The organism is Gemmatimonas sp. (assembly GCF_044344655.1).
Classification (GTDB): Bacteria; Gemmatimonadota; Gemmatimonadetes; order Gemmatimonadales; family Gemmatimonadaceae; genus Gemmatimonas.
The window spans coordinates 1-22,534 of record NZ_JBIJCN010000025.1 but is presented as its reverse complement, the minus strand read 5'-3'; the positions used below and the strand labels follow the sequence as shown (position 1 = coordinate 22,534).

Sequence of the window (22,534 nt, the reverse complement as noted above, 5' to 3'; positions counted from 1 at the left end):
CTGTGCGTAGGCTCACGGCCGCCGGTGGTTCCGGCGGCCGTTTGTGTTGCCTGATCCTGGCATGGGGCACCGGCGACTGGTTCGATTCACCTCATCTTCGATGAGGTAATCCCGCAAATAAGTATTGACAGTATTCGCGGGCGGCCGTACCCTCTGCCTGTTGTCCCTGCTGGCATGCTCGACCGCTGGCGGGTCCCACCTCCGGTGCGCGTCCATTACGCCGCACCACTTCGCCTGAGCCCATCGGAAGCGCCGCTTCCGTGCATAGCAGTGGTCCCGCTTCGACCCCGTACGCGTGGCGTACGGGTCGCGGCGTTGTGGACCATGGCCGGTCACAACATCGAGTGGCCGGCCGGTGATCCTGATCTGGGGAGTCACGAGATGCGATTGTTCGTTCCCGCTGCGTTCGCACGTGGCGAGCGAAGCTGCTCGCCGCCGCACACCACCACCCTTCGTGCGCCAGTCTGGCGGCGATTGAGGACAGCTGTCCTCCCTCTGGCCGCCGCGCTGCTCGCGTGGGTGCCGCCCGCATCGGCGAATGCCCAGGGCACCGGGGGAACGGTCGTTGGACGCGTTACCGATGCCGCCACCGGCCAGCCCATTCAGCAGGCCAGGGTGCTGGTGCAAGGGACGCAAAACGGTGCGCTGACCACCGAGAACGGCCGGTATTCGCTGCGTATTCCCTCGGCCGGTCCGATCGTGCTCGAAGTGAGCCGCATCGGCTACGAGGCCAAGAAGCTCAACGTGACCGCCGGTGGCACCGCCCCGGTGGTGGCCGACGCGGCGCTCACGCAGGCCGCCTTCTCGCTGTCCGCCGTCGTGACGACCGTAACCGGCCAGCAGCGTAAGGTCGAACTGGCCAACGCCACCGCCACCGTCAACGTGGCCGAAAAGATCGCGGAACTGCCCGTGGCCAACATGGGCCAGCTGCTCTCCGGTCGTGCGGCCGGCGTGCAGGTCGTGTCGGCCGGTGCCACCGGCGCCGGCTCGCGAATCCGCATTCGCGGCCAAGCGTCGCTCTCGCTCTCCAACGACCCCGTCGTGATCATCGACGGCGTGCGTATGACGGCGACCGCCGGCAGCTCCTCGATCGGCGTCGGCGGCTCGGCGCCGTCGCGTCTCGATGACCTCAATCCTGAGGAAATCGAAAACATCGAAGTGGTGAAGGGCCCCTCGGCCGCCACGCTCTACGGCACGGAAGCGGCCAACGGCGTAATCAACATCACCACCAAGAAAGGTAAGTCGGGGCGCACCCGCTGGAATCTCTACAGCGAGAACGGTGCGATCACGAACCCCAACGAGTTCCCGCTCATGTACTTCGGGTGGGGCACCCAGCTGTCCGGCGCGACCGCCGGCAACCGCGTGCGCTGCCCCGCCATCTCGGTGGCCGCGGGCCTTTGCCGAGCCGACAGCCTGCGCGTGGGTAACGCCTTCCTGATCGACAGCTTGACGCCGATCGATCGCGGGTCGCGCCAGCAGTACGGCATGCAGGTCTCGGGCGGTAATGATCGGGTGCAGTACTTCGTGTCGGGTGAAACGGAAGGCGAGACGGGCATCTACAAGATGCCGGAAATCGAAGTCCGCCGTCTGACCGCCGAGCGTAACGCGTCCTTGCCGGGGACGCAGCTCCGCCCCAATGCACTCGATCGCAACAGCCTGCGCGCTAACCTCACGGCGCAGATCAGCCAGAAGGCCACCCTGCAGATCTCGTCCGGCTTCATTGCCAGCCGCCAGCGGCTGCCGCAGAACGAAGACAACGGCAATGGTCTGATGGTGGGCATGCTCGGTGGCGAATGGCGTGAGGACCTCGTGGATGGCCGCGGCGTGAAGCTGCTCGGCTGGCGCGCCTTCCCCATGGGGGACATCCTCTCGAACGTCACGACCCAGAACGTCAATCGCTTCATCAACTCCGCGCAGCTGCAGTACCAGCCCTACAGCTGGCTCAACACGCGCGCGGTGTTCGGTATCGACTTCGCGTCGCGTGCAGACCAGTCGCTGCAGCGCAACGAACAGGGCGTGTTGGGCGTGAATCGCGCCGGCTTCGTCAACAACAACCGCTCGGAAATCAACCAGCAGACGGTGGACCTTGGTGGTACGGCCACTCGCCAGCTCACGTCGTCGCTTGGTTCGAAGACGTCGTTCGGCCTCCAGTACATCCGCAACTTCTTCAACCGTGTGGGCGGAACGGGCCAGGGGCTGCCGCCGGGAGCCGTGACGATCACCGCCGGTGCCATCCGCAACGCGTCGCAGGAAACCGACGAGAAGCGTACGCTGGGCTACTACGTCGAGCAGCAGTTCAATTGGAACGAGAAGCTGTTCATCACGGCGGCCATGCGCCGCGATGCGGCGTCGGCGTTCGGTAAGGACTTCCGTGCTGTCAACTATCCGAAGCTCGGTGCCTCGTGGCTGATCTCGGATCAGAGCTTCTTCCCGCAGGCTGATTGGATCAGCTCCCTCCGTCTTCGCGCCACCTACGGCGCGTCCGGTCAGATCCCTGGCGCTACGGACGCCCTGCGCTTCCTCTCGCCGTTTGGTACCACGATCTCTGGCAGCGCGGACCAGCCGGGCGTGACCATCGGTGCCCTCGGCAATGCCACGCTCAAGCCTGAGTATTCGGCCGAAACCGAAGCCGGTTTCGATCTGAACATGTTCGGCGGCAAGAGCAACATCGAAGTCACGTACTACGACAAGAACACCACGGACGCGCTCATTGAGCGCCGCGTGGCGCCCTCGATTGCCGGCGTGACCTCGCGCTTCGAGAACATCGGCAACGTGCGCAACAGCGGTCTCGAGCTCGTCTACAATCAGCGCGTAATCGACGGCCAGAAGCTCGGTCTCGAATTCGTCCTCACCGGCTCGACCAACAAGAACGAGCTGGTCACGCTCGGTGAAGGCGTCTCCCCGATCCCTACGGGTAACCGCAACACGCAGCTGAATGCGCCGGGCTATCCGCTCTACGGTCTCTGGGGCCGCACGTACACGTACAAGGACGCCAACGGCGACGGTATCCTGGTGGCCGGCGAGATGACGTACGGCGCCAACCAGTTCATCGGCCCGTCCTTCCCCACCCGCGAAGTCGCGTTCAGCCCCACGGTGGAGCTCTTGAACAAGAAGCTTCGCATCTCGGGCCAGCTTGACAGCAAGTGGGGCATGAAGAAGCTCAACAACACCAAGCGTCACCAGTGTCAGGCCGGCGTCTCGTGCCAGGGTCTGTACACGGGCGCGCCGCTCGAGGAGCAGGCCATGGCCGTTGCCGCGGCGGCGTCGGTGTTCACCGGCTTCTACGAGGACGGTTCCTTCACCCGCTTCCGCGAACTCTCGGTGGCCTACACGATGCCCGACAAGTGGGCCAAGGCTGTTCGCGCCGAGCGCTGGAACGTGGTGTTTACCGGTCGTAACCTCGGTGTTTGGACGCCGTTTACCGGTGTCGATCCTGAAACGACCGTCGGCAACGGCGACCAGCGCGGCAACGAGGAGTTCTTCTCGACTCCGCCGATGCGCTACTGGACGCTCCGCATGAACTTCAACTTCTGAGAGCACGTACACCCATGCGATTCATCAACGTGACTCGACGACTGGCTCGTCCCGCGAGTGCCCTCTTCCTCGCGGTCGGCGTAGTGGCTGGATGCAGTACCAGCACCCTCGAAGTAAAGGATCCGGACATCCTCGATCCGGCGGATTACGCCTCGGCAACGGGGGCCAACCCGCTCCGCTTCGGCGTGATCCAGGACTTCCAGAACGTCTATTCGGGCAACGCTAACCTCGAGAGCTTCGTGGTCGTGACCGGCAACGTAACGGACGAGATGTACTCGACCGATACGTTCGACGACCGCCTGTTCCCGAACGCGCGCACGATGAACGACAACCTGCCCGCGATGGACGGGTTCTACCGCAATTTGCATCGTGCCCGCTCGGGCGCGACGCGCGCGATCACCGTGCTCAAGAAGGTGGCGCCGACGCCGGTCCAGAACATCGGTGAGCTGTACGGCATCCGCGGGTTCACCGAGACCTTCTTCGCCGAAGCGTATTGCTCCGGCGTCCCGTTCTCCGAGGAAACGGATGCCGGGACGCAGTTCGGTGATCCGCAGACGACGGCGCAGGTCTACACGCGGGCGCTCGCCAGTTTCGATTCGGCGCTCGCCAGCGCCGGCACCGATACGCGCGTGCAGAACCTTTCCCGCGTGGGTCGTGCCCGCGTGTTGCTGAACCAGGGTCGCTTCGCGGACGCTGCCGCGGCGGTGTCCGCCGTACCCACCAACTTCGTGTGGGCCACGGCGCACTCCACATCGTCCGGCCGCCAGGAAAATGGCGTCTGGAACGCGTTGGCGGTGCCGAATTCGCGCTACGCCATCGTCAACAACGAAGGCACGAACGGTATCGCCTGGCTTCGTACGCCGGCGGATCCGCGTATCCCGTGGTCGCCGTCCACGCGTACCGGGTTCAATGGATCGAGCCGGAACCTGCCCGATCTACTGAAGTACGCGCGTACCGGCTCGGTGGTCATTGCTTCGGGTATCGAAGCGCGTCTGATCGAACTGGAAGCGCGTTTGCGTGGCGACACGCAGGCTGATCGTGATGCGGTGTTCGCTGGACTCAATACGCTGCGTGCCGGCAACACCCCGGCCATCGCGGCACTGGCCGGCAGCGCGCCGACTGTTCAGGCCGAAGCCGTCTCGCAGTTCTTCGAAGAGCGCGCGATCTGGTTGTACCTTACGGGTCACCGCCTCGGTGACATGCGCCGTCTGATCCGTCAGTACGGCCGGACCGCGGCGCAGGTCTTCCCCACGGGCAACCTGCCGGCGCCGCTCGCGGGCACGTACGGAACGGACGTGAACATCCCGATTCCGTTCGACGAGAAGAACAACCCGAAGGCGGCGGGTGGCTGCATCGACCGCAACCCGTAAGCGCTGAACTCGCAGGACCAACACAAAGGGCCGCCGGAGCATCTCTCCGGCGGCCCTTTGTGTTGTGGCGGATCGAACAGGATCAGCGTCCGCTGGCTGCGCGACCGAGGTCCACGGCCTTGAAGCCCTGCTCCCCCCAGCCGATCACGAACACGCTGAAGCCTTGCTTCATGCGCATCTCGATATCGGCGGCTCCGGCCGGATAGCCGCACGGCACGTTGAACTCCTTGCAGGCGGCAAGGACCGACTGAATGGCCGCTTCCCATGCCACTTCGTCGAACTTGCGCTGGCCGTTGGCGTCGGTGCTGGTGAATACGCCGCGCAACGTACCGGCGCCCGGGAAGAGCACACCGACGCCCGGCACTGCAGCGATTTCGCGGATCTTGGAGAGCCCTTCCTTGCTTTCCACGATCGTGAAGGTCAGAAGCTCGCCCTTCGGGTTGAGCGGCCACAGGTCAGCGCGCTCCTTGTACTCCTTCTCGCTCATGCCCCAGCGCGCAGGGGCGTTCCCCACGTTGGCGGAGCGCGTGCCGCCCTTCGAGCTGAAGCGAACGGCCGCGATCCCCTTCTTGAGCTCCTCGGCGCTGAGCACGTCGACGAACACGATCCCCGTGACGCCCTCGTTGAGCTGCTTGCCGATGCGGGCGGTGGCCACGGCAGGATCGGGGGCAATCTCCGGGGTCTTCACGAACAGCCCGTGACCGGCGCGGGCGTTGCGCCCGCCGGAGACCGCGCCGCCGTCGAACATGGCCTTGGCGAACTCGGTGAAGGGCGGGAAGGACTGGTCGAAGTTGTACTCCATCGTGCCTTCGAAGATGTAGTCCACCTTCTTGTAGGCCAGCGCCTCCTGCGCCAGCTGTGCCATGGTCTTCATGGAGTCGGCCGGCGGGGCAGGCTGCCCGGGGCGTGCGCGCCGGTTGGCCGGGGCATAGAGCCCGAAGACGGGCTTCTTGGCGGCGAGCAGGTCGATCACAGGGTTGAATCGGGCCTGGGCCGCGAGGGGGGCGGGGGGCAGCAGGCCGAGCGACAGCGCGGCCGAAGCCGCCAGCATCCAGCTGGAGCGCACGAAATCCTCCGAGGGTGGGGTAATGGCTCTTAACACTGCCCAACGGCGCAGGGAGCACAAGCGCTGAGGTGGGACGGATTACGGCTCCCCCGCCGAGGCTTTCCTTTCGGCGAACGTTCCTGTCACTTTATACGTATCACTTCGATCTCCCCTTTGCGGGCGCGCGCTCCCACCTGCGCGCCCGACCCGACCACACCCGCCTGCGCCCGGAGTTCGGGATGAAGTCGTTGGTTGCTGCCGGTACCGGTTGTCTGGCCCTGCTGGCCGTCGCGGCGCTCGAGCGCCCTGGGACGGAGCCACAGCGCGTAGCCGCGCCCGATGCCTCCCCTGTCGTGCCCGCCTCGTACGACCTGTCGTTCGTCGATGGAGCGACCGATCCGGTCAACGCCGCGGTCACGCGCGCCAGCCGACGCGCCGGTCACCCGGTGCTGCGCCGTCCCGCCACGGCCACGGCGATGACGGCCGCTGCGCTGGGCGATGTGGTGAAGAAATCCTGCGCCGGTTGCCACAGCGATCAGCGCCGTCAGGGGAACCTGTCGCTCCAGCAGTTCGATCTCGCGACGATCGGGCAGACGGCCCCCGATGTGGCCGAGAAGATGATCAACAAGCTGCGTACGGGAATGATGCCGCCGCCGGGGCGCGCCAAGCCGGGTGGTGACACGTTGCAGGTGTTGCTCGAAACACTCGAGCGCACGATGGACGCCCGCTACGCGGCCAATCCGAACCCGGGCACGCGCACATTCCAGCGCCTCAATCGCGCAGAGTACGAGCGTGCCGTCAAGAACGTGCTGTCACTCGACGTGAAGGCCGAGTCGTGGCTGCCGCTCGACACCAAGAGTGCCAACTTCGACAACATCGCGGACGTGCAGATGCCGTCGGCCACGCTGCTGGATTCCTACCTCGACGCCGCCAGCGAGATTTCGCGTCTGGCGGTGGGTGACGCCAAGGCGAGTGTGTCCACCAGCACCTTCAAGATCGCGCGCCTCGCCTCGCAGCTCGATCAGGTGGAAGGGGCCCCCGCCGGTACGCGTGGCGGTGCGTCGGTCGTGCACACGTTCCCTGCCGATGGGGAGTACGTGTTCACGGTCACGCTGCACGCCATTCCCACCGGTCAGCTGTTCGCCTCGACGGCGCCGTTCGACGAGAAAATCGAAGTGTCGGTCAACGGCGAACGGGCCGCGGTGATCGACGTGGATCGCGGCATGTCGCAGGCCGACCCGCAGGGCATGGACATCCGCACCAAGCCCATCCCCGTGCGCGCCGGCCCACAACGCATCACCGCCACCTTCATCCGGACCTTCGAAGGGCCGGTGAACGACAACATCACGCCGCTCGGCCACAGCATCGCCGACACCCAGATCGGCGCGCAGGCGGGCATCACGGTGCAGGCGCACATCCAGAACTTCGCCATCACCGGCCCCTACAACCCGACCGGCGTATCGGACACGCCGAGCCGTCGTCGCATCTTCAGCTGTCGTCCGCTGGCGCCGGCCGAGACGCGTCCGTGCGCGGAACGCATCATCAACAAGCTGGGCGCGACGGCGTATCGTCGTCCGCTTGCTGCCGCCGATACAAAGGCGCTGCTGGCATTCTACGACGCTGGCGCCAAAGACGGCGGCTTCGAGATGGGGATCCGCATGGCGCTCGAGGCGATGCTCTCGAGCCCGCACTTCATCTTCCGTATCGAAGAGGTGCCCGCGACCGCCAAGGGGCGTGTGCCCGTGAGTGGTGTGGATCTCGCGTCGCGCCTGTCGTTCTTCCTCTGGGGCGCACCGCCCGACTCGCAGCTGGTGGCGCTTGGCCGCAGCGGCCGTCTCAACGACACCACCGTGCTGGTACAGCAGACGAAGCGCATGCTCGCCGATCCGCGGAGCGAGGCGCTGGCTACTCGCTTCGCCTCCCAATGGCTGCGCCTGCAGGATATCGACCTGGTGCACCCCGATGCCAACCAGTTCCCCGACTTCCGCGAGCAGCTGGCCCACGAGATGCGCCGCGAGACGGAGCTGTTCTTCTACAACCTCGTGCGCGAGAACCGCAGCGTCACCGAGCTGTTCACCGGCAATTACTCGTATCTCAACGAGTCCTTGGCGAAGCACTACGACATCCCCGGTGTGGTGGGCAGCGAGTTCCGTCGCGTGATGTATCCCGCCGGCTCGCCGCGCAGCGGCATTCTGGGCCACGGCAGCGTGCTCACGCTCACCAGTGTCGCCAACCGCACCTCGCCGGTGCTTCGCGGCAAGTGGGTCATGGAAGTCCTCATGGGATCGCCGCCGCCGCCGCCGCCGCCGAACATCCCCGACCTCGAGAAGACCGAGGGCACAAAGGAAGGCCGAATGCTCACCACGCGTGAGCGCATGGAGATCCACCGCGCCAACGCCACGTGCAAGTCGTGCCACCAGTTCATCGATCCGATCGGCCTTGCGCTCGACAACTTCGACGTGATGGGCCGCTGGCGTATTCGTGAGAATGGGGCGCCGCTTGATACACGCGGTGACTACTACGACGGCACCAAGATCACGAGCCCGGCCGAGTTGCAGGCAGCGCTACTCAAGCGCCCGGTACCACTCATGCGCTCCTTCACGCAGAACCTCATGGCGTATGCGCTGGGACGTCGCGTGGAGTACTTCGATGCCCCGACCGTGCGGCGCATCGAAGCGACCGCGCGCGCCAACAATTATCGCATCAACGATTTCGTGCTGGGTGTGGTGAAGAGCGATGCCTTCCGCCTCCGTCAGGTGGTGGCGCAGGGCAACGCGAAGGCTGCCGCTCCCGCTTCTCACTGATCCCTGCCTCAACAACGACCGGAGACCAACCGATGTATTTCCTGACCGGAAAGGCCATGCCGCGCCGTCAGTTCCTGCAGGGCATGAGCGCGACGATCGCCCTGCCGTACCTCGACGCGATGATCCCGATCGGCCGCAATGGATTCGGTAACGCCAAGCAGGCGCCGCGCCTCGTGGCGATCGAAATGGTGCACGGCGCTGCCGGCTGCAACGAATGGGGCGCGAAGATGAACCTGTGGTCGCCCGCGGCCACGGGACGCCAGTTCGACCTGTCGCCCACGGCGCTCACGCCGCTCGAGCAGTACCGCGACTACCTCACGATCATCAGCAACACCGACGTGCGCGAGGCCGAACCCACGTCGCCCAATGAGATCGGCGGTGACCACTTCCGCTCGAGCGCCACGTTCCTCACGCACATGCATCCGAAGCAGACGGAAGGCTCGGATGTGAAGGTGGGCACGTCGCTCGACCAGCTGTATGCCAAGCGCTTCGGGCAGGACACGCCCATTCCGTCGATGCAGCTGTGCATCGAAAACGTGGACCAGGCAGGCGGCTGCGCCTACGGCTACGCCTGTGTGTACACCGACTCCATCAGCTGGGCGTCGCCGACGGAGCCGCTGCCGGTCATCCGCGACCCGCGCGTGGCGTTCGAGAAGCTGTTCGGCGTCGGCGGTACGAGTGCCGAGCGCGCCGAGCGCCGTCGTGCGCGCCGCAGCATCCTCGACTTCGTGTCGGGCGAAATGTCGTCGCTCAAGGCGGCGCTGGGCCCCGAGGACAAGGTGCGCCTCGACCGCTACCTCACCGAGGTACGCGAAGTGGAGCGCCGCATTCAGCGGGTGGAAGCGCGCAACACGAGCGGGGAAGTGCGCGAGCTGCCTGAGGCACCGGCCGGCGTGCCCGACTCGTTCGCCGAGCATGTGAAGCTGATGTTCGACATCCAGGCGCTCGCGTTTGCGGCCGACATCACGCGCGTGTTCTCGTTCAAGATGGGCCGTGACGGCTCGAGCCGTACGTACCCGGAGAGCGGCACCGACAAGCCGTTCCACCCGGCCTCGCATCACGGCGGCACCGAGCGTGGCGTGAAGGACTTCAACATGATCAACAAGTACCACGTCTCGATGCTGCCCTACTTCCTGGACAAGCTCAAGGGCATCCAGGAAGGCGAGAGTAACATGCTCGACAAGACGATGATCATTTACGGCTCGCCGATGGGCGACTCGAACCTGCACAACCATCGCCGCTGCCCGCTGATCGTGCTGGGCAAGGCGGAGAACCGCATTGCCGGCAACATGCACATCAAGGCGCCGGACGGTACGCCCATGTCCAACGCGATGCTCAGCATGATGCACACGCTCGGCCTCGAGGACATGAGCACGTTCGGTGACAGCACCGGCCTCCTCAATCTCAACGCCCATGCGTAAGGCCCGGTCGCGGGCGCAGGCGCGGTTGCTGCTGGTGGCGGCGTGCGGTAGCGCGCTGCTGCTGACCGCCGCCCGTCGCAATCCCACCGAGGCGCCGGTCGCCGACGCGGTCATGCGCGGCGATACCGCCCGGGTGCGGCTGCTGATCAAGCAGGGAACCGATGTGAATGCTGCGCTGGCCGACGGCATGACGGCGTTGCATTGGGCGGCGCAGCGTGGGGATGCCGCGTCGTCCGGCATGCTGGTGTATGCCGGTGCGCGGGTGGACGCGGTCACGCGTAACGGCAACTACACCCCATTGCACCTCGCCGCCCGCGAAGGGCGTGCCGCGGTGGTGAAACTGCTGTTGGCGAACGGCGCGAATCCGCTGGCCGGCACGAGCACCGGTGGCGCCACGGCGCTCCACTTCGCGGCGGGCAACGGCAATGCGGAGAGCGTGAAGGCGCTGCTCGACGCCAAGGTGCCGGTGGACATTCGTGAGTCCGCGTGGGGGCAGACGCCGCTCATGTGGGCCGCGGCCTACAACCGGGTCTCTGCTGTTGATGTGCTGATCAAGGCGGGCGCCGGGCTCGAGGCGGCGTCGAAGATCGACGACATCCCGAAGCAGGAGCGGGAGATCCGCGCGCAGATGATTGCGCGCACCCGTCGTGTGGCGGCGCTCAAGGCGGCGGAGTCACCGCTGGCGCCCAGCACGTTCACGCCCACCATGCCCCCCTCGGCGCCGTCGCCGGCCCCCCGGGCGGGGGCCACGCCCGCCGCTACCATGCCGGCGCCTGTGGTCGCGGCGAAGCCTGTCGAGGCTAAGCCGGCAGAGGCTAAGCCGGCAGAGGCTAAGCCGGCAGAGGCGAAGCCGTCTGCCAAGTCCGCTGATGCGAAGCCGGCGGCCCCGTTGGCCAACGGCGCACGCCCGGTGGCGGCCGGCGCGCCTCGCGCGGCTGGGGACTCTGCGCGCCCGCAGACCGGCTTCATCAACCGAGGCCCGTCCTACGGTGAGCTGATCGGGAACAAGGGGGGACTGACCCCGCTGCTCTTCGCCGTGCGTGAGGGCAACCTGGAAGCCGTCGAGCGCCTCCTCGCCGCCGGCGCCAACGTGAACCATGTGAGCGAGGGTGACCATACGTCGCCCCTGCTGATGGCCACCATCAACGGCCGCTTCGACCTTGCACGCGCGCTCATGCAGAAAGGCGCCGACGTGAAGCTGGCCAGCGATGCCGGGGCCACGCCGCTGTACGCGGTGATCAACACGCAGTGGGCGCCCAAGTCGCTGTACCCGCAGCCCACGGCGCAGCTGCAGCAGAAGGTCACCCACCTCGAGCTCATGGAAGAGATGCTCAAGGCCGGTGCCGATCCCAACGTGCGCCTGAAGAAGCATCTCTGGTTCATGTCGTACAACTTCGACCTGCTCGGCGTGAACACCGTCGGGGCCACGCCGTTCTGGCGCGCCGCCTACGGTCTCGACGTGCCGGCGATGAAGCTGCTGGTGCAGTACAAGGCCGATCCCACGATCCCCACGATCAAGCCGGTGGGGCGCCTTCCCGGCGACGATGCGCCGGAAGAGGGCGCGGCGGGTGGCGCGGATCCGTCGGGCCTTCCGCCGGTACCCGATGGCGGTCCGGGAGTGCATCCCATTCACGCCGCGTCGGGCGTGGGCTACGGGGAAGGCTATGCGGCCAATTCGCATCGGCATGCCCCGGACGCGTGGTTGCCGGCCGTGAAGTATCTCCTCGAGGAGCTCAAGGCCGATCCCAATGCGCGTGACTTCAACGGCTACAACCCGTTGCATCATGCCGCGGCGCGCGGCGACAACGAACTCATTCAGTATCTGATGACCAAGGGCACCGACGTGAAGGCGCTCAGCCGGCGTGGGCAGACCACGGCGGACATGGCCAACGGTCCGGTCCAGCGGATCCCGCCCTTCCTCGAGACCGTGGAGTTGCTGGTGAAGCTCGGCTCGAAGAACAGCAACAAGTGCCGGAGCTGCTGATCCGCTGACGTACGAAAGCCCGCGCCACATCGGCGCGGGCTTTTTCGTTTGTGTCCCCTACGTTCTGCTTTCTCCCCACGGCGCACCTATAGGCCGGCCCGTTCAGTCGTCGTGACTCAGCTCATATTGCCGCTGCGCGTGCATCCGCTCCTGTCCCTGCGCCTTGTCGCGGCGCTTGGCGGCCGCCATTGCCTTGCCGTGCGTGCCCGAGGTCTTGATGGCGGGGAGGGCGAGCTGCTTATCCAGCTCCACGCTGCCGCATTCCGGGCAGGCGGGGACGGCACTGCCGCGCACGAGCGTCTCGAACGCATGCTGGCACGACGTGCAGACGAAGTCGAACATCGGCATATTGAGCGTCTCTCCCTGTGTGTCCGTTTCGGCTGAAGGTACGTCGAACGATATTCATGCACGTCCAGACCCACCGCGATTCCCCGGAGAAAACGCAATGCCTCAGATGCGCCGTTCCACGCTCGCTGCGCTGGCCCTCTCAATCCTCGCTGCCGCCCCACTCGCTGCGCAAGCACCTGCCGCACGTCAGACAGTCGTTGGGGAAGGGCAGCGCATCACCGCCACGCTGAGCCCGGGCATCCGGGTGGGTAATCAGCTGTGGGCCTCCGGTCAGCTCGGCACCAGCCCCACCGACACGACCATCGCCGGCCAGACCACCCGTTCGCTGGAGAACACCGAAAAGGTGTTCAAGGCCGCCGGCACAACGCTCGCCGCGGCCGCCACCAAGTGCACCGTATTCCTCACCGACGTGAAGGACTTTCAGGGGATGAACCAGGCCTACACCAAGTTCTTCCCGAGCAACCCGCCGGCTCGTTCCACCGTCGTGGTGGCCGCCCTCGTGGTGCCGGGCGCCAAGGTGGAGATTGAATGCCAAGGTGTGATTCCGCAGTAAGCGATTGTCACCCCTGATACGACAGCGGCCCCGGTGGATGATCCACCGGGGCCGCTGTCGTATCGCTCGACGAGATCAGGCGTGAGTCACTTGCCCGTGGGCCACACCACGCCCTGTGAACCGCGCGGCACCGCACCGATGCCCTTGTAGCGGAACTTCTGCACGCGCTTCCCTTCGTAGGTCTCAGTGGTGTACACGTTCCCCTTGGAGTCCGTGGCGATGCTGTGCACCGCGAAGAACTGTCCGGGCTGGCGGCCACCGTCACCGAACCAGGTAAGGATCTCGAGCGACTGGCGGTCCATCACGTACACGCGCTCGTTCTTGCCGTCGGCGAGGTACAGGTACTTTTGCTGCGGGTCGCGGGAGAAGGCGATGTCCCACACCGAGCCGTCGCCGCGCGTTTCCTTGGCCACGCGCACCTCCTTCACGAACTTGCCATCCTTCTGGAATACCTGAATGCGATCGTTGGGACGGTCGCACACGTAGACCATGCCGTCGTTGGTCGGCTCGGCGCAGTGCACCGGGTTGCGGAACTGCTGGGCCAGCGGCGCGGACGGGTCGTACGGGGGCATGCGCGCGTCATCAGGACGGTTTCCGTAGGCGCCCCAGTAGCGCTTGAGCTTTCCTGACGCGGCGTCGATCACCGCCACCCGCTTGTTGCCGTAGCCGTCGGCCACATAAGCCTCACCCGCCTTGGCATCGAAGGTGATCTTGGCCACACGGCCGAAATGGGAGCTGTCGTTGCTGTTGGCAGCCTGCTTGGGGGTCCCGTACTGCGCGAGGAACTTGCCGTCGTGCGAGAACTTGAGGATGTGCGAATCCATGGCGCCATTGCCGCCGATCCACACGTTGTCCTTGTCATCCACGGCCACGCCGTGGTTGCTCGACGGCCAGTCGTAGCCGGTACCCGGTCCGCCCCACGCCTTCACGAGGTTGCCATCGGGATCGAACTCGAGAATCGGCGGGGCCGAGCGGCAGCACTCGCCGATGGGTGGGGTGGCATTGGCGCCGGCTTCGGTGCGCTGGTTGAGGGTCGAGTCGCCGCGGTGGATGATGAACACATGGTCGCGGCTGTCCACGCCCACGCCGATCACCGAGCCCAGGATCCAGTGATTGGGGAGCGGCTTGGGCCAGAGCGGATCGACCTCGAACTTCGGGGCCTGGACCGTTTGCCGGCCATCGGCCTGCAGGGATGCCTGCGCAGCCCCGAGGGCGGCGAGGGAAAGGGCGAGCACGGTCCAACGTGTCGCGGGACGGAACTTCGGCATCGCATACTCCGAAGGGGGCAGGGGATCGTGGCGGGACGGTGTACATCCCGCGCACTGGTGGTAATTTCTGGGAACCTTCATGCAGCCGCGCACCGTGGGATGGAGACGGTGACGCCTGCGCCGGACCGGCTTGGGCCGACCTGTTGAAGGTACCCGCCGCATCTCCCCTGTCCAGAGAATCGTTGCGCCTCGGTCGCTTCCAGTTGGCGATCGCGATGTGGGTGGCGTTTCTGCTCCCCGTTCGCGTCGTGCTCGCACACGAAATTCCGCGCCATGTGGGCGTGCGGGCGTACGTTGCGCCGGCCGCCGACCGGGTGCGCCTGCTCGTGCAGATCCCGATGGACGCAGTGCGCGATGTGGACTTCCCCGTGCTTGCCAACGACGCGCTCGACGTGTCGCGTGCGGCGCCGTACCTGCACGACGCCGCCCAGCTGTGGGTGGCCGACGCCATGACGCTGCGCGACGGCTCGGCCATGCTGGGGGCGCCGCGGGTCATGGCGGTGCGCGCCGCGCTTCCCTCCGATCGTGCGTTCGATTCGTTTGGCGCTGCACTGACGGCGGTGTCGCAGCAGGCACTCCCAACCGCCACCGATCTCCCGCACGGCCAGCTGCGTCTCGAAGTATTGCTGGAGGTTGCCACTTCGGTGCCGATACGCGACCTCGTGATCGAACCGCGCTGGGCCAACCTTGGCGTGCGTACCACCACGGTACTCACGCTCGTGGACCCCAACGGGACCGAGCGTCGCTACAGCTTCGACGGCAATCCGGGCGAAGTGCGGCTCGACCCACGCTGGTGGCACGCCGCGTGGACCTTCGTGCAGCATGGCATGGCGCACATGCTGGGGGGCATCGATCACTTGCTGTTCGTGCTCTGCCTCGTGTTGCCCTTCCGGCAGTGGCGGCCGCTGGTGGGGATGGTCACCGCGTTCACGGTGGCCCACTCCATCACGCTCATTGCAGCGGCGCTGGGCTTCGTGCCGAGTGTGGCGTGGTTCGCGCCCCTGGTGGAAGTACTCATCGCCGCGTCGATCGTGTACATGGCGATCGAAAACGTCTTGGGCGCCCGCGTGGAACGCCGATGGATCGTGGCGTTCATCTTCGGTCTCGTGCACGGCTTCGGCTTTTCTTCCGCGCTCGGCGATACCCTGCAATTCGCCGGGGCGCACCTTGTCACCTCTCTGCTCGCGTTCAACGTGGGCGTGGAACTCGCTCAGCTCGGTGTGTTGCTCGTGATGATCCCTCTTCTCGATCGGTTGTTGGCGCGCATTCCCGAGCGCGCCGGTATCGTGGTGTTGTCCACGCTCGTGGCCCACGAGGCGTGGCATTGGATGACGGCGCGCTTTGCCGATGTCCGCGCGGTGCCGTTTGCCATGCCCGCGTTCGACGCCGCGCTGGCGGTCACGCTCATTCGCGTGGCAATGGCGGTGCTGGTGCTCACGGGGGTGGCGTGGGCGCTCTCCGGCTGGATGCGCCGTTTGCTCACGCCGCGCAGCGTGGCGTCCGCGGCGCTCGCGCTCGCCGCGGTCGGCGTGTGGAGCATCACGCCGATGTCATCGCTCGAAGCGCAGACGGCACCGCGCACCACCAAGGCCGGCGTGTACACCGCCGATCAGGCGGTGAAGGGGCGCGAGGTCTTCAACAGCAACTGCCTCGGCTGCCACACCACCGCCACCCATCAGGGTCCCGCCTTCACGAACAAGTGGTTCGGTCGCGCGCTCTTCGATCTGTACGACTATGTGAGCCAGGCGATGCCCAAGGCGGCGCCCGGCAGTCTCACGGAGGATGAATACGTGTGGGTGACCGCGTATATCCTGCGGCTCAACGGTATGCCCCCGGGGCGCACCGAGTTGTCACCGGAACCCGCGTGGCTCAAGTCCGTGCGCGTGGATTCCACCATGGGGCGTGCGAACGGCACGCCATTGCAGGTGCAGGAGCACCCGTTGTTCAGTAACAGGCAGTTCGGTAGGGCTCACGATTCACGTCTTCGCGCACGTACGGAGCATCCATGATCCGACGCAGTACCCTTCGCTGGGCGTCCCTCGCCCTCGGTGCCGCTGGTGCCTCTCTCGCACTCGCGACCTCTCCCCTCGCTGCGCAGGCCGCCAAGGCCGCCGCGGCAGCCAAGCCCATGGTGCGCGGCAACGCGTTCGGTGAATGGCGCCATTGGGGCGCCGATCAGTGGAGCACGCGCTACTCGCCGCTCGATCAGGTCAACGCCGAGAACTTCGAGAAGCTCGCCGTCACCTGGGAGTGGAAGGGTGGCGAGAAGCACGGCCCCGACGAGTACTATCGCACCACGCCGCTCTATGCTAACGGCCGTCTCTACACCGTCACGAGCACCAAGCGCCACGTGGTGGCGCTCGATCCGGAGACGGGCAAGGAACTCTGGTCGTACAAGGTGGAAGAAGGGATCCGCTGGCAGAAGGCGCCGCGTCAGTTCGCCGGCCGCGGCATTTCGTACTGGAGCCAGGGGGGCAAGGAGCGCCTCCTCGTCACCACGCCGGGGTATCACCTCGTGTCGCTCGACGCGAAGACCGGCAAGCCTGATGCGACGTTCGGGAGGCAGGGCACGGTCGACCTCATGGAGGGCCTCGGCTATCCCATGGTGAAGCTCGCCGTGGACGACAGCGGCCCGCTCATCATCTCCGACGCCGCTCCGTATCGCGAAGCCAAGCCCGGTGAAGGGTGGGACCCGGTGAAGAAGATCGGCGCCGATGGTACGGTGGGTATCCTGAGCCAGATCGCCGCCAGCTCGCCGCCGATGGTGGTGGGCAACGTGCTGATCGTGGGGAACTCGTCGATTCACGGCTACTACCCCATTCGCGCGTCGAACCCCATCGGCACCATCCGGGCCTTCGACATCCCCACGGGCAAGCTGCTGTGGAAGTTCAACCTCGTGCCGCAGCCCGGTGAGTTCGGCGCCGACACCTGGAAGAACGGTTCGAAGCAGGGCACCAAGGGCGTGGGCAAGACCGATGCGTGGGCCCCGTATGCCGCCGACGAAGCCCTCGGCACCGTGTACATCCCCGTGGGCATGCCGCTCATGGACGAATACGGCGGCCATCGCCCGGGCCACAATCTCTTCGGCAATTCGCTCGTGGCGCTCGACGTGAAGACGGGCAAGCGCAAGTGGCATTTCCAGATGGTGCACCACGACATCTGGGACTACGACACGCCGATGGCGCCCAACCTCATGGACGTGACCATCGACGGCAAGCCGCGCAAGATCGTCGCGCAGCCCACCAAGCAGGGGTGGCTGTACGTGTTCGATCGCATCACCGGCCAGCCCATCTGGCCGATGCCGGAAACGCCGGTGCTCAAGAGCGGCGTGCCGGGTGAAGAGTCGGCGCCCACGCAGCCCATTCCCACGAAGCCCGCGCCGTATTCGCAGCAGGGGCTCGTGGAGGCGGATCTGATCGACTACACGCCCGCCATCCGCGACAGCGCGCTCGCGCTCGCGAAGAAGTGCCGCATGGGCCCGTACTACATTCCGCCAGCTGCGGCCGACGGCAAGGATGCCAGCGGCTACAAGTGCGCGTGGTATGCGCCGGGCGCGAGTGGCGGTGTGAACATCGACGGTGGCGCCACGATCGACCCGGAGACCGGGAAGATCTTCGTGGCGAGCATCACGGGGCTCAGCACCACCACGCTGCTCAACGATCCGTGCAGTGAGTTCGCCTACAGCTCGCCGGCCAGCAACTGCGGCCTGCTGGGCGCGCTGCCCACGCCGGAAGGGTACAAGAAGCCCGAGAACGTGGGCTTTGGCGGCCGCGCGTCGGGCTCCATGATCGGCGGCATCTCGATCGCCAAGCCGAAGGAGTACGGTGGCATCACCGCCTACGACCTCAAGACCGGCGACAAGGCCTGGTGGGCGCCCAACGCGGGATTCCTCAAGCAGACGAGCCGTGATCCGCTCTTTGCGGGCGTCACGCTGCCGCCGCTCCCGGGCCGTGGGCAGGCGCAGGCGATCACCACCAAGACGCTCGTGATTTACGGCACCGGCCGCAGCGGCGGTCTGCCGGGTGAGCCGCCCAAGCTGTTCGCGCTCGACAAGAACACCGGCAAGCAGGTGGCCGCCGTGCAGATCCCCGCGAAGACCACCGCCGTACCGATGACGTTCCTGCACAAGGGGCAGCAGTACATCGTGTTCGCGACGGGCGCCGAGGAGAACACGAGCCTGGTCGCGATGAAGCTGCAGAAGTAAAGCGGGGTCGGTCGCGTGCGGGGCTGAGGAGTCTTCAGTGTGCAGTGGACGTCATCAGTCGTCAGTTCAACTGAACACTGACCACTTCCACTGACCACTGAAAACTCCCCGGCCATGCACGCGCGCTCATTTCATCTTACTTCTTGCGCTCGTACCGCTTGAACGCCTTCTGCCCCACTTCGGCGCCGTAGATATTGCCCGCCGCATCGACAGCGACCCCTTCGGCGCTGCTGGTGTTGGCGGGCTTCGTTTCGGGGTCGGGGATGAACGCCGTCACTTCGCCGGTCTTCGCGCTACCGATGCGAATGCCGCGGGTCCAGGCGCCGTGCGGCGGGTTCACGGAGCCGCTTTCGGAATCGGCCACGTAGATGTTGTCGCTCTTGTCGATCCAGATGCCGCTGGGGCGGCTGAACTGATACCACGTGTCGAGGATCTTGAAATCCTTGTCCACGATGAGAATGCGATCGTTCCCGCGGTCGCCGATGAAGAGGCGCCCCTTGCTGTCGAACGCCAGCGCGTGCGGCTGGTCAAGCTGCCCTTCGCCCTTGCCCCAGGTGCCCCAACTCTTCTTGAGGGTGCCGTTCTTGTCGAACACGAGCACGCGCGCATTCGCGCCAGCACGCGACGAGTGCCCCTCGGCCACATAGATGTCGCCGTTGCTCGAAGTGACGATCGCGTTGGGCTGCCAGAAGAATGCCGTGTCACGCCCGCCACCGGGCTTGCCCAGCGACATGAGATACGAGCCGGTGGGGCTGAACTTGTGGATCTGGTGCCCCTTGCCGGCAGGCGCCTGCGTGGCGCCCAGCGTGCAGGCGCAATCCACCACCCAGATGTTGCCGTCGCGGTCCACGTGGATACCGTGCGGCGAGAGAATCATCCCGGCGCCGAATGAGGCCACCAGCTTGCCGCTCTGGTCGAACTTGAGGACCGGGGCAAGTGTTGAGCTGGCACAGTTATTCACGCTGCACCGCTCGGCCACCCAGATGTGCTTGCCGTCTTTGTCGATGGCTACGGCACTTGTGGAGCCCCAGGTGCGGCCGTCGGGAAGCTTGGCCCACCCCTCCACGGTGGTGTAGGGGTTGGGCTTGTCGTTCACCGGGGGCATGGTGGGCGACGACTGGGCGTCCAGTGCAGAAACGGACGCCGCGCAGAGCGCGGCGAGATAGGCGAGGCGGCGCATGGGCAGGGCGGGAGGTGGGGGGACTTCCTGAGGCTTCAGCGAAGTTGGGGCGCCGGCAACGGGTCGGCAACTGGGGCGGGTGCCGCTACGCCCCGCCGGTCATGATCGCCACCGCATCGGCCATGGTGATCGAGGCCGTATCCGCGAGTGCCACGCGCCGGCCGAGCCGCTGAATGTGGAGGCGATCCGCCAGCTGGAATACGTGCGGCATGTTGTGGCTGATCAGCACCACCGACAGCCCGCGAGCGCGCACGCGCTGGATGAGGTCGAGCACCATGCCGCTTTCGCGTACGCCGAGGGCGGCGGTGGGTTCATCGAGGATGACCACGTGGCGCGCGAAGGCGGCGCTGCGGGCCACGGCGATGCCCTGACGTTGACCGCCGGAGAGCGTCTCCACCGCCTGCGTGATGGAGCGCACGTTCACGCCAAGCGCTGCGAGCGATTCTGCGGCCTGCTGCTGCATGCGTGGGCGGTCGATCCAGCGGAGCAGCGTGCCCAGCGCACCGGGGCGACGGAGTTCGCGCCCCAGGAACAGGTTGTCGGTGATGCTCATGGCCGGCGCGAGCGCGAGGTCTTGGTACACCGTTTCGATCCCCGCCGCACGCGCATCGGCAGGCGATGTGAAGTCCACGCGCTTGCCGTCGAGCTCGATCGTGCCGCTGTCTGGGACGAGTGCGCCCGACAGTGCCTTGATGAGCGACGACTTACCCGCGCCGTTGTCGCCGATCACGGCGAGGATCTCACCGGCGCGCACATCGAAATCGGCACCGTCGAGCGCCACGACCTGGCCGTACTGCTTACGCAGGTCGCGGGCCCGCAGTACCACCGGCGCATTGGGCGCCACGCTCATGACGCCCTCCGCGACCACTGGTCGGTGGCCACGGCGAGGATGACCAGCACCCCCGTGACGAGGATCTGATACACCGACGACACGCCCATGAGCGTAAGGCCATTGCGGAACACGCCCACAATCAGGGCGCCGATCAGCGAGCCGGTGATCACCCCGCGCCCACCAAAGAGACTCGTGCCACCCAGTACCACGGCGGTGACCGTGTCGAGGTTCTCCGTCTGCCCGGCCTGCGGATCTCCCACGCCGGTACGCGCGACCGAGAGCAGCGCGGCCACCCCGTAGCAGAGCCCCGCCAGCGCGTACACGGCGAGCAGTACCCGTTCCGTATTAATCCCCGAGAGTCGCGCCGCTTCGCGGTTGTTGCCCACAGCGTACACGTGCCGGCCGCCGGCCGTTTCACGCAGCAGCCACCACGCGAGTGTGTACAGCACCACCATGAGCAGTGCCCCGTAGGCCACGGGCGTAACGCCTACGCGAAGCGTGTTACCGAGTGCAGTGAGCAGCGGCGGCAGGTCGGTGACGCTCTGCGCTTTCGAGATGATCTGCGTGAGCGCGAAGGCGATGTTCATCGTGCCCAGCGTCACGATGAACGGTGGCAGTCTGATGCGCGTGACCAGTAGGCCGTTCACCACGCCGGCCAGTGTGGTCACCCCAAGTCCGGTGGCCACTGCCATGGCGGGAGCGAATCCTGCGCGCGAGGCAAGCAGCGTCATCGCCATGCTGCCGAGTGCCATGACCATGCCGCACGACAGGTCGATACCGGCAGTGAGAATCACGAGCGTCTGCCCGATGGCCAAGACGCCCACCACCATCACCTGCTGTGTGATGAGGGAGAAGTTCTCGGGGGTGAGGAAGCGCGGGGACTGTGCCGCAAAGAAGAGACAGGCCAGCAGCAGGGCGATGAAGGGCCCGAAGGTCGCGAGCCGACGCGCCTGCTGCTGTACGGTCACTTGGTGCCCCAGCAGCGGGCGGTGCCTTCGTCGACGGAGAGGCTCTGTACGCCCGCGACCGGCTGCCCGGACACCAGCGCCACCCCCGTGTCAGTGAAGCCGCTCGGCTTCTTGCCGCTGCGGATGAACTCGAGGGCGGCCTGCACCCCGAGTTCCGCCATGCGGAGCGGATACTGCTGGGCCGTCGCGGCGAACTTACCGGCGGCCACATCGGCCACACCGCGGCATCCGCCGTCGACGGTGACGATGAACACATCCTGCTCACGACCGGCCTTCTGGAGCGCATTGTACGCACCGGCCGCGCTGGGCTCGTTGATGGCGTACACCACGTTCACGTTCGGCGCGCTCTGCAGGCAGTTTTCCATCACCGTCTGCGCCTTGGCCTGATCGCCCACGCTGTCGCCATGGCATACCACGTCGGCGGGCAGCGCGAGCTCGTTGCTGGTGCGGTCGTTGGACGCGAGCCCCATGCCCTGCAGAAAGCCATTGTGGCGCTGCGCGCCGGTGGGATGGCCGGGAATGAGATCGATCGTCACGATGCGCGCCGCCGCGCCCGCAAGCCGCGCCTTGGCGTATGCCCCGATCAGCTGACCCGCCTTGTAATTGTCGGTGCCGAAGAAGCCGTCGGTGGCATCGACCGGGTCGGTGGGGCTATCGAGCGCGATCACGAGGGCGCCGTTCTCCCGTGCTCTCTTCACCGTGGGAACGATCGCCTTCGCATCGCTGGCGGTGAGCAGGATGACCTTGGCCCCTGTCGCGAGCTGGTTCTCGATGGCCGCCACCTGGCCGGCGTTGTCGCCGTCGCTGCGGCCGGCGCCGGCGAGCAGGGTGGCCCCGCTGGCGGTAGCCGCCTGCTCGGCACCTTCCTTCATCTTCACGAAAAACGGGTTGGTCTCGGTCTTGGTGATAAGACCGATGATGGGCTGCTCGGCGGACTCGGTCTGGCACCCCAGCAGGGGGAGGGCGGCGAGCGTGGCTGCAGGAAAGAATGAACGTAGGCGCATGGGTGAAAGTTACGCCGCG

At 66.3% G+C, this 22,534-nt stretch carries 15 protein-coding genes; 8 read left to right on the top strand and 7 right to left on the bottom strand.

The window, feature by feature from the left end:
• Positions 1-324: 324 nt before the first annotated feature.
• On the top strand, positions 325-3,534 hold the full coding sequence (locus ACIQ51_RS08335; protein ID WP_396204576.1) for a SusC/RagA family TonB-linked outer membrane protein: 3,210 nt from the start codon (positions 325-327) through the stop codon (positions 3,532-3,534).
• A 29-nt stretch (positions 3,535-3,563) separates the two neighbouring features.
• A complete protein-coding gene (locus tag ACIQ51_RS08330; protein WP_396204575.1) occupies positions 3,564-4,904 on the top strand; it encodes a hypothetical protein in 1,341 nt (446 codons plus the stop codon).
• A gap of 82 nt (positions 4,905-4,986) precedes the next feature.
• On the opposite strand, the gene ACIQ51_RS08325 is transcribed toward ACIQ51_RS08330, so the two are convergent.
• The gene (locus ACIQ51_RS08325; RefSeq protein ID WP_396204574.1) at positions 4,987-5,970 is read right to left on the bottom strand and encodes an aldolase/citrate lyase family protein; all 984 of its coding nucleotides are present in this window, start codon (positions 5,968-5,970) and stop codon (positions 4,987-4,989) included.
• A gap of 218 nt (positions 5,971-6,188) precedes the next feature.
• On the opposite strand from ACIQ51_RS08325, the gene ACIQ51_RS08320 reads away from it, so the two are divergent.
• Genes ACIQ51_RS08320 through ACIQ51_RS08310 form a run of 3 tightly spaced genes read left to right on the top strand, consistent with a single transcriptional unit; the run spans position 6,189 to position 12,158 of the window.
• Positions 6,189-8,753: a DUF1592 domain-containing protein gene (locus ACIQ51_RS08320; RefSeq protein WP_396204573.1), complete on the top strand. Its 2,565-nt coding sequence runs from the start codon at positions 6,189-6,191 to the stop codon at positions 8,751-8,753.
• A gap of 32 nt (positions 8,754-8,785) precedes the next feature.
• On the top strand, positions 8,786-10,174 hold the full coding sequence (locus tag ACIQ51_RS08315; RefSeq protein ID WP_396204572.1) for a DUF1552 domain-containing protein: 1,389 nt from the start codon (positions 8,786-8,788) through the stop codon (positions 10,172-10,174).
• Positions 10,167-12,158 (top strand): ankyrin repeat domain-containing protein, encoded by a 1,992-nt coding sequence (locus ACIQ51_RS08310; RefSeq protein ID WP_396204571.1) that lies wholly within the window; start codon positions 10,167-10,169, stop codon positions 12,156-12,158. The genes ACIQ51_RS08315 and ACIQ51_RS08310 overlap by 8 nt, the downstream gene beginning before the upstream one ends.
• Before the next feature lie 102 nt (positions 12,159-12,260).
• Here the strand turns inward: ACIQ51_RS08310 and ACIQ51_RS08305 are convergent, their stop codons facing one another.
• A complete protein-coding gene (locus ACIQ51_RS08305) occupies positions 12,261-12,506 on the bottom strand; it encodes a zinc ribbon domain-containing protein (protein WP_396204570.1) in 246 nt (81 codons plus the stop codon).
• Positions 12,507-12,603: 97 nt separating this feature from the next.
• Between ACIQ51_RS08305 and ACIQ51_RS08300 the strand changes: the two genes are divergently transcribed.
• Entirely contained in the window at positions 12,604-13,059 is a 456-nt protein-coding gene (locus ACIQ51_RS08300) for a RidA family protein (protein ID WP_396204569.1), read from the top strand.
• A gap of 86 nt (positions 13,060-13,145) precedes the next feature.
• On the opposite strand, the gene ACIQ51_RS08295 is transcribed toward ACIQ51_RS08300, so the two are convergent.
• Positions 13,146-14,327, bottom strand: a complete 1,182-nt coding sequence (locus ACIQ51_RS08295) for a hypothetical protein (protein ID WP_396204568.1) — start codon at positions 14,325-14,327, stop codon at positions 13,146-13,148.
• A gap of 182 nt (positions 14,328-14,509) precedes the next feature.
• Here ACIQ51_RS08295 and ACIQ51_RS08290 point away from each other — a divergent pair, with 182 nt between their 5' ends.
• Together ACIQ51_RS08290 and ACIQ51_RS08285 are read left to right on the top strand one after the other, a co-directional pair.
• Positions 14,510-16,336, top strand: coding sequence for a HupE/UreJ family protein (locus ACIQ51_RS08290; protein ID WP_396204567.1), 1,827 nt, complete (start codon positions 14,510-14,512; stop codon positions 16,334-16,336).
• Entirely contained in the window at positions 16,333-18,531 is a 2,199-nt protein-coding gene (locus tag ACIQ51_RS08285) for a PQQ-binding-like beta-propeller repeat protein (protein ID WP_396204566.1), read from the top strand. The genes ACIQ51_RS08290 and ACIQ51_RS08285 overlap by 4 nt, the downstream gene beginning before the upstream one ends.
• A gap of 136 nt (positions 18,532-18,667) precedes the next feature.
• Here the strand turns inward: ACIQ51_RS08285 and ACIQ51_RS08280 are convergent, their stop codons facing one another.
• The 4 genes from ACIQ51_RS08280 to ACIQ51_RS08265 all read right to left on the bottom strand — a co-directional run bounded on the left by ACIQ51_RS08280 (position 18,668) and on the right by ACIQ51_RS08265 (position 22,515).
• Positions 18,668-19,711 (bottom strand): peptidyl-alpha-hydroxyglycine alpha-amidating lyase family protein, encoded by a 1,044-nt coding sequence (locus ACIQ51_RS08280; protein ID WP_396204565.1) that lies wholly within the window; start codon positions 19,709-19,711, stop codon positions 18,668-18,670.
• Positions 19,712-19,796: 85 nt separating this feature from the next.
• Positions 19,797-20,561 (bottom strand): ATP-binding cassette domain-containing protein, encoded by a 765-nt coding sequence (locus ACIQ51_RS08275; RefSeq protein WP_396204564.1) that lies wholly within the window; start codon positions 20,559-20,561, stop codon positions 19,797-19,799.
• Positions 20,558-21,511 (bottom strand): ABC transporter permease, encoded by a 954-nt coding sequence (locus ACIQ51_RS08270; RefSeq protein ID WP_396204563.1) that lies wholly within the window; start codon positions 21,509-21,511, stop codon positions 20,558-20,560. Before ACIQ51_RS08270 ends, ACIQ51_RS08275 begins: the two co-directional genes overlap by 4 nt.
• Positions 21,508-22,515 carry a sugar ABC transporter substrate-binding protein gene (locus tag ACIQ51_RS08265; protein WP_396204562.1) on the bottom strand — a complete coding sequence of 336 codons (1,008 nt, stop codon included), beginning with the start codon at positions 22,513-22,515 and terminating at the stop codon, positions 21,508-21,510. Before ACIQ51_RS08265 ends, ACIQ51_RS08270 begins: the two co-directional genes overlap by 4 nt.
• Between the last annotated feature and the right edge of the window lie 19 nt (positions 22,516-22,534).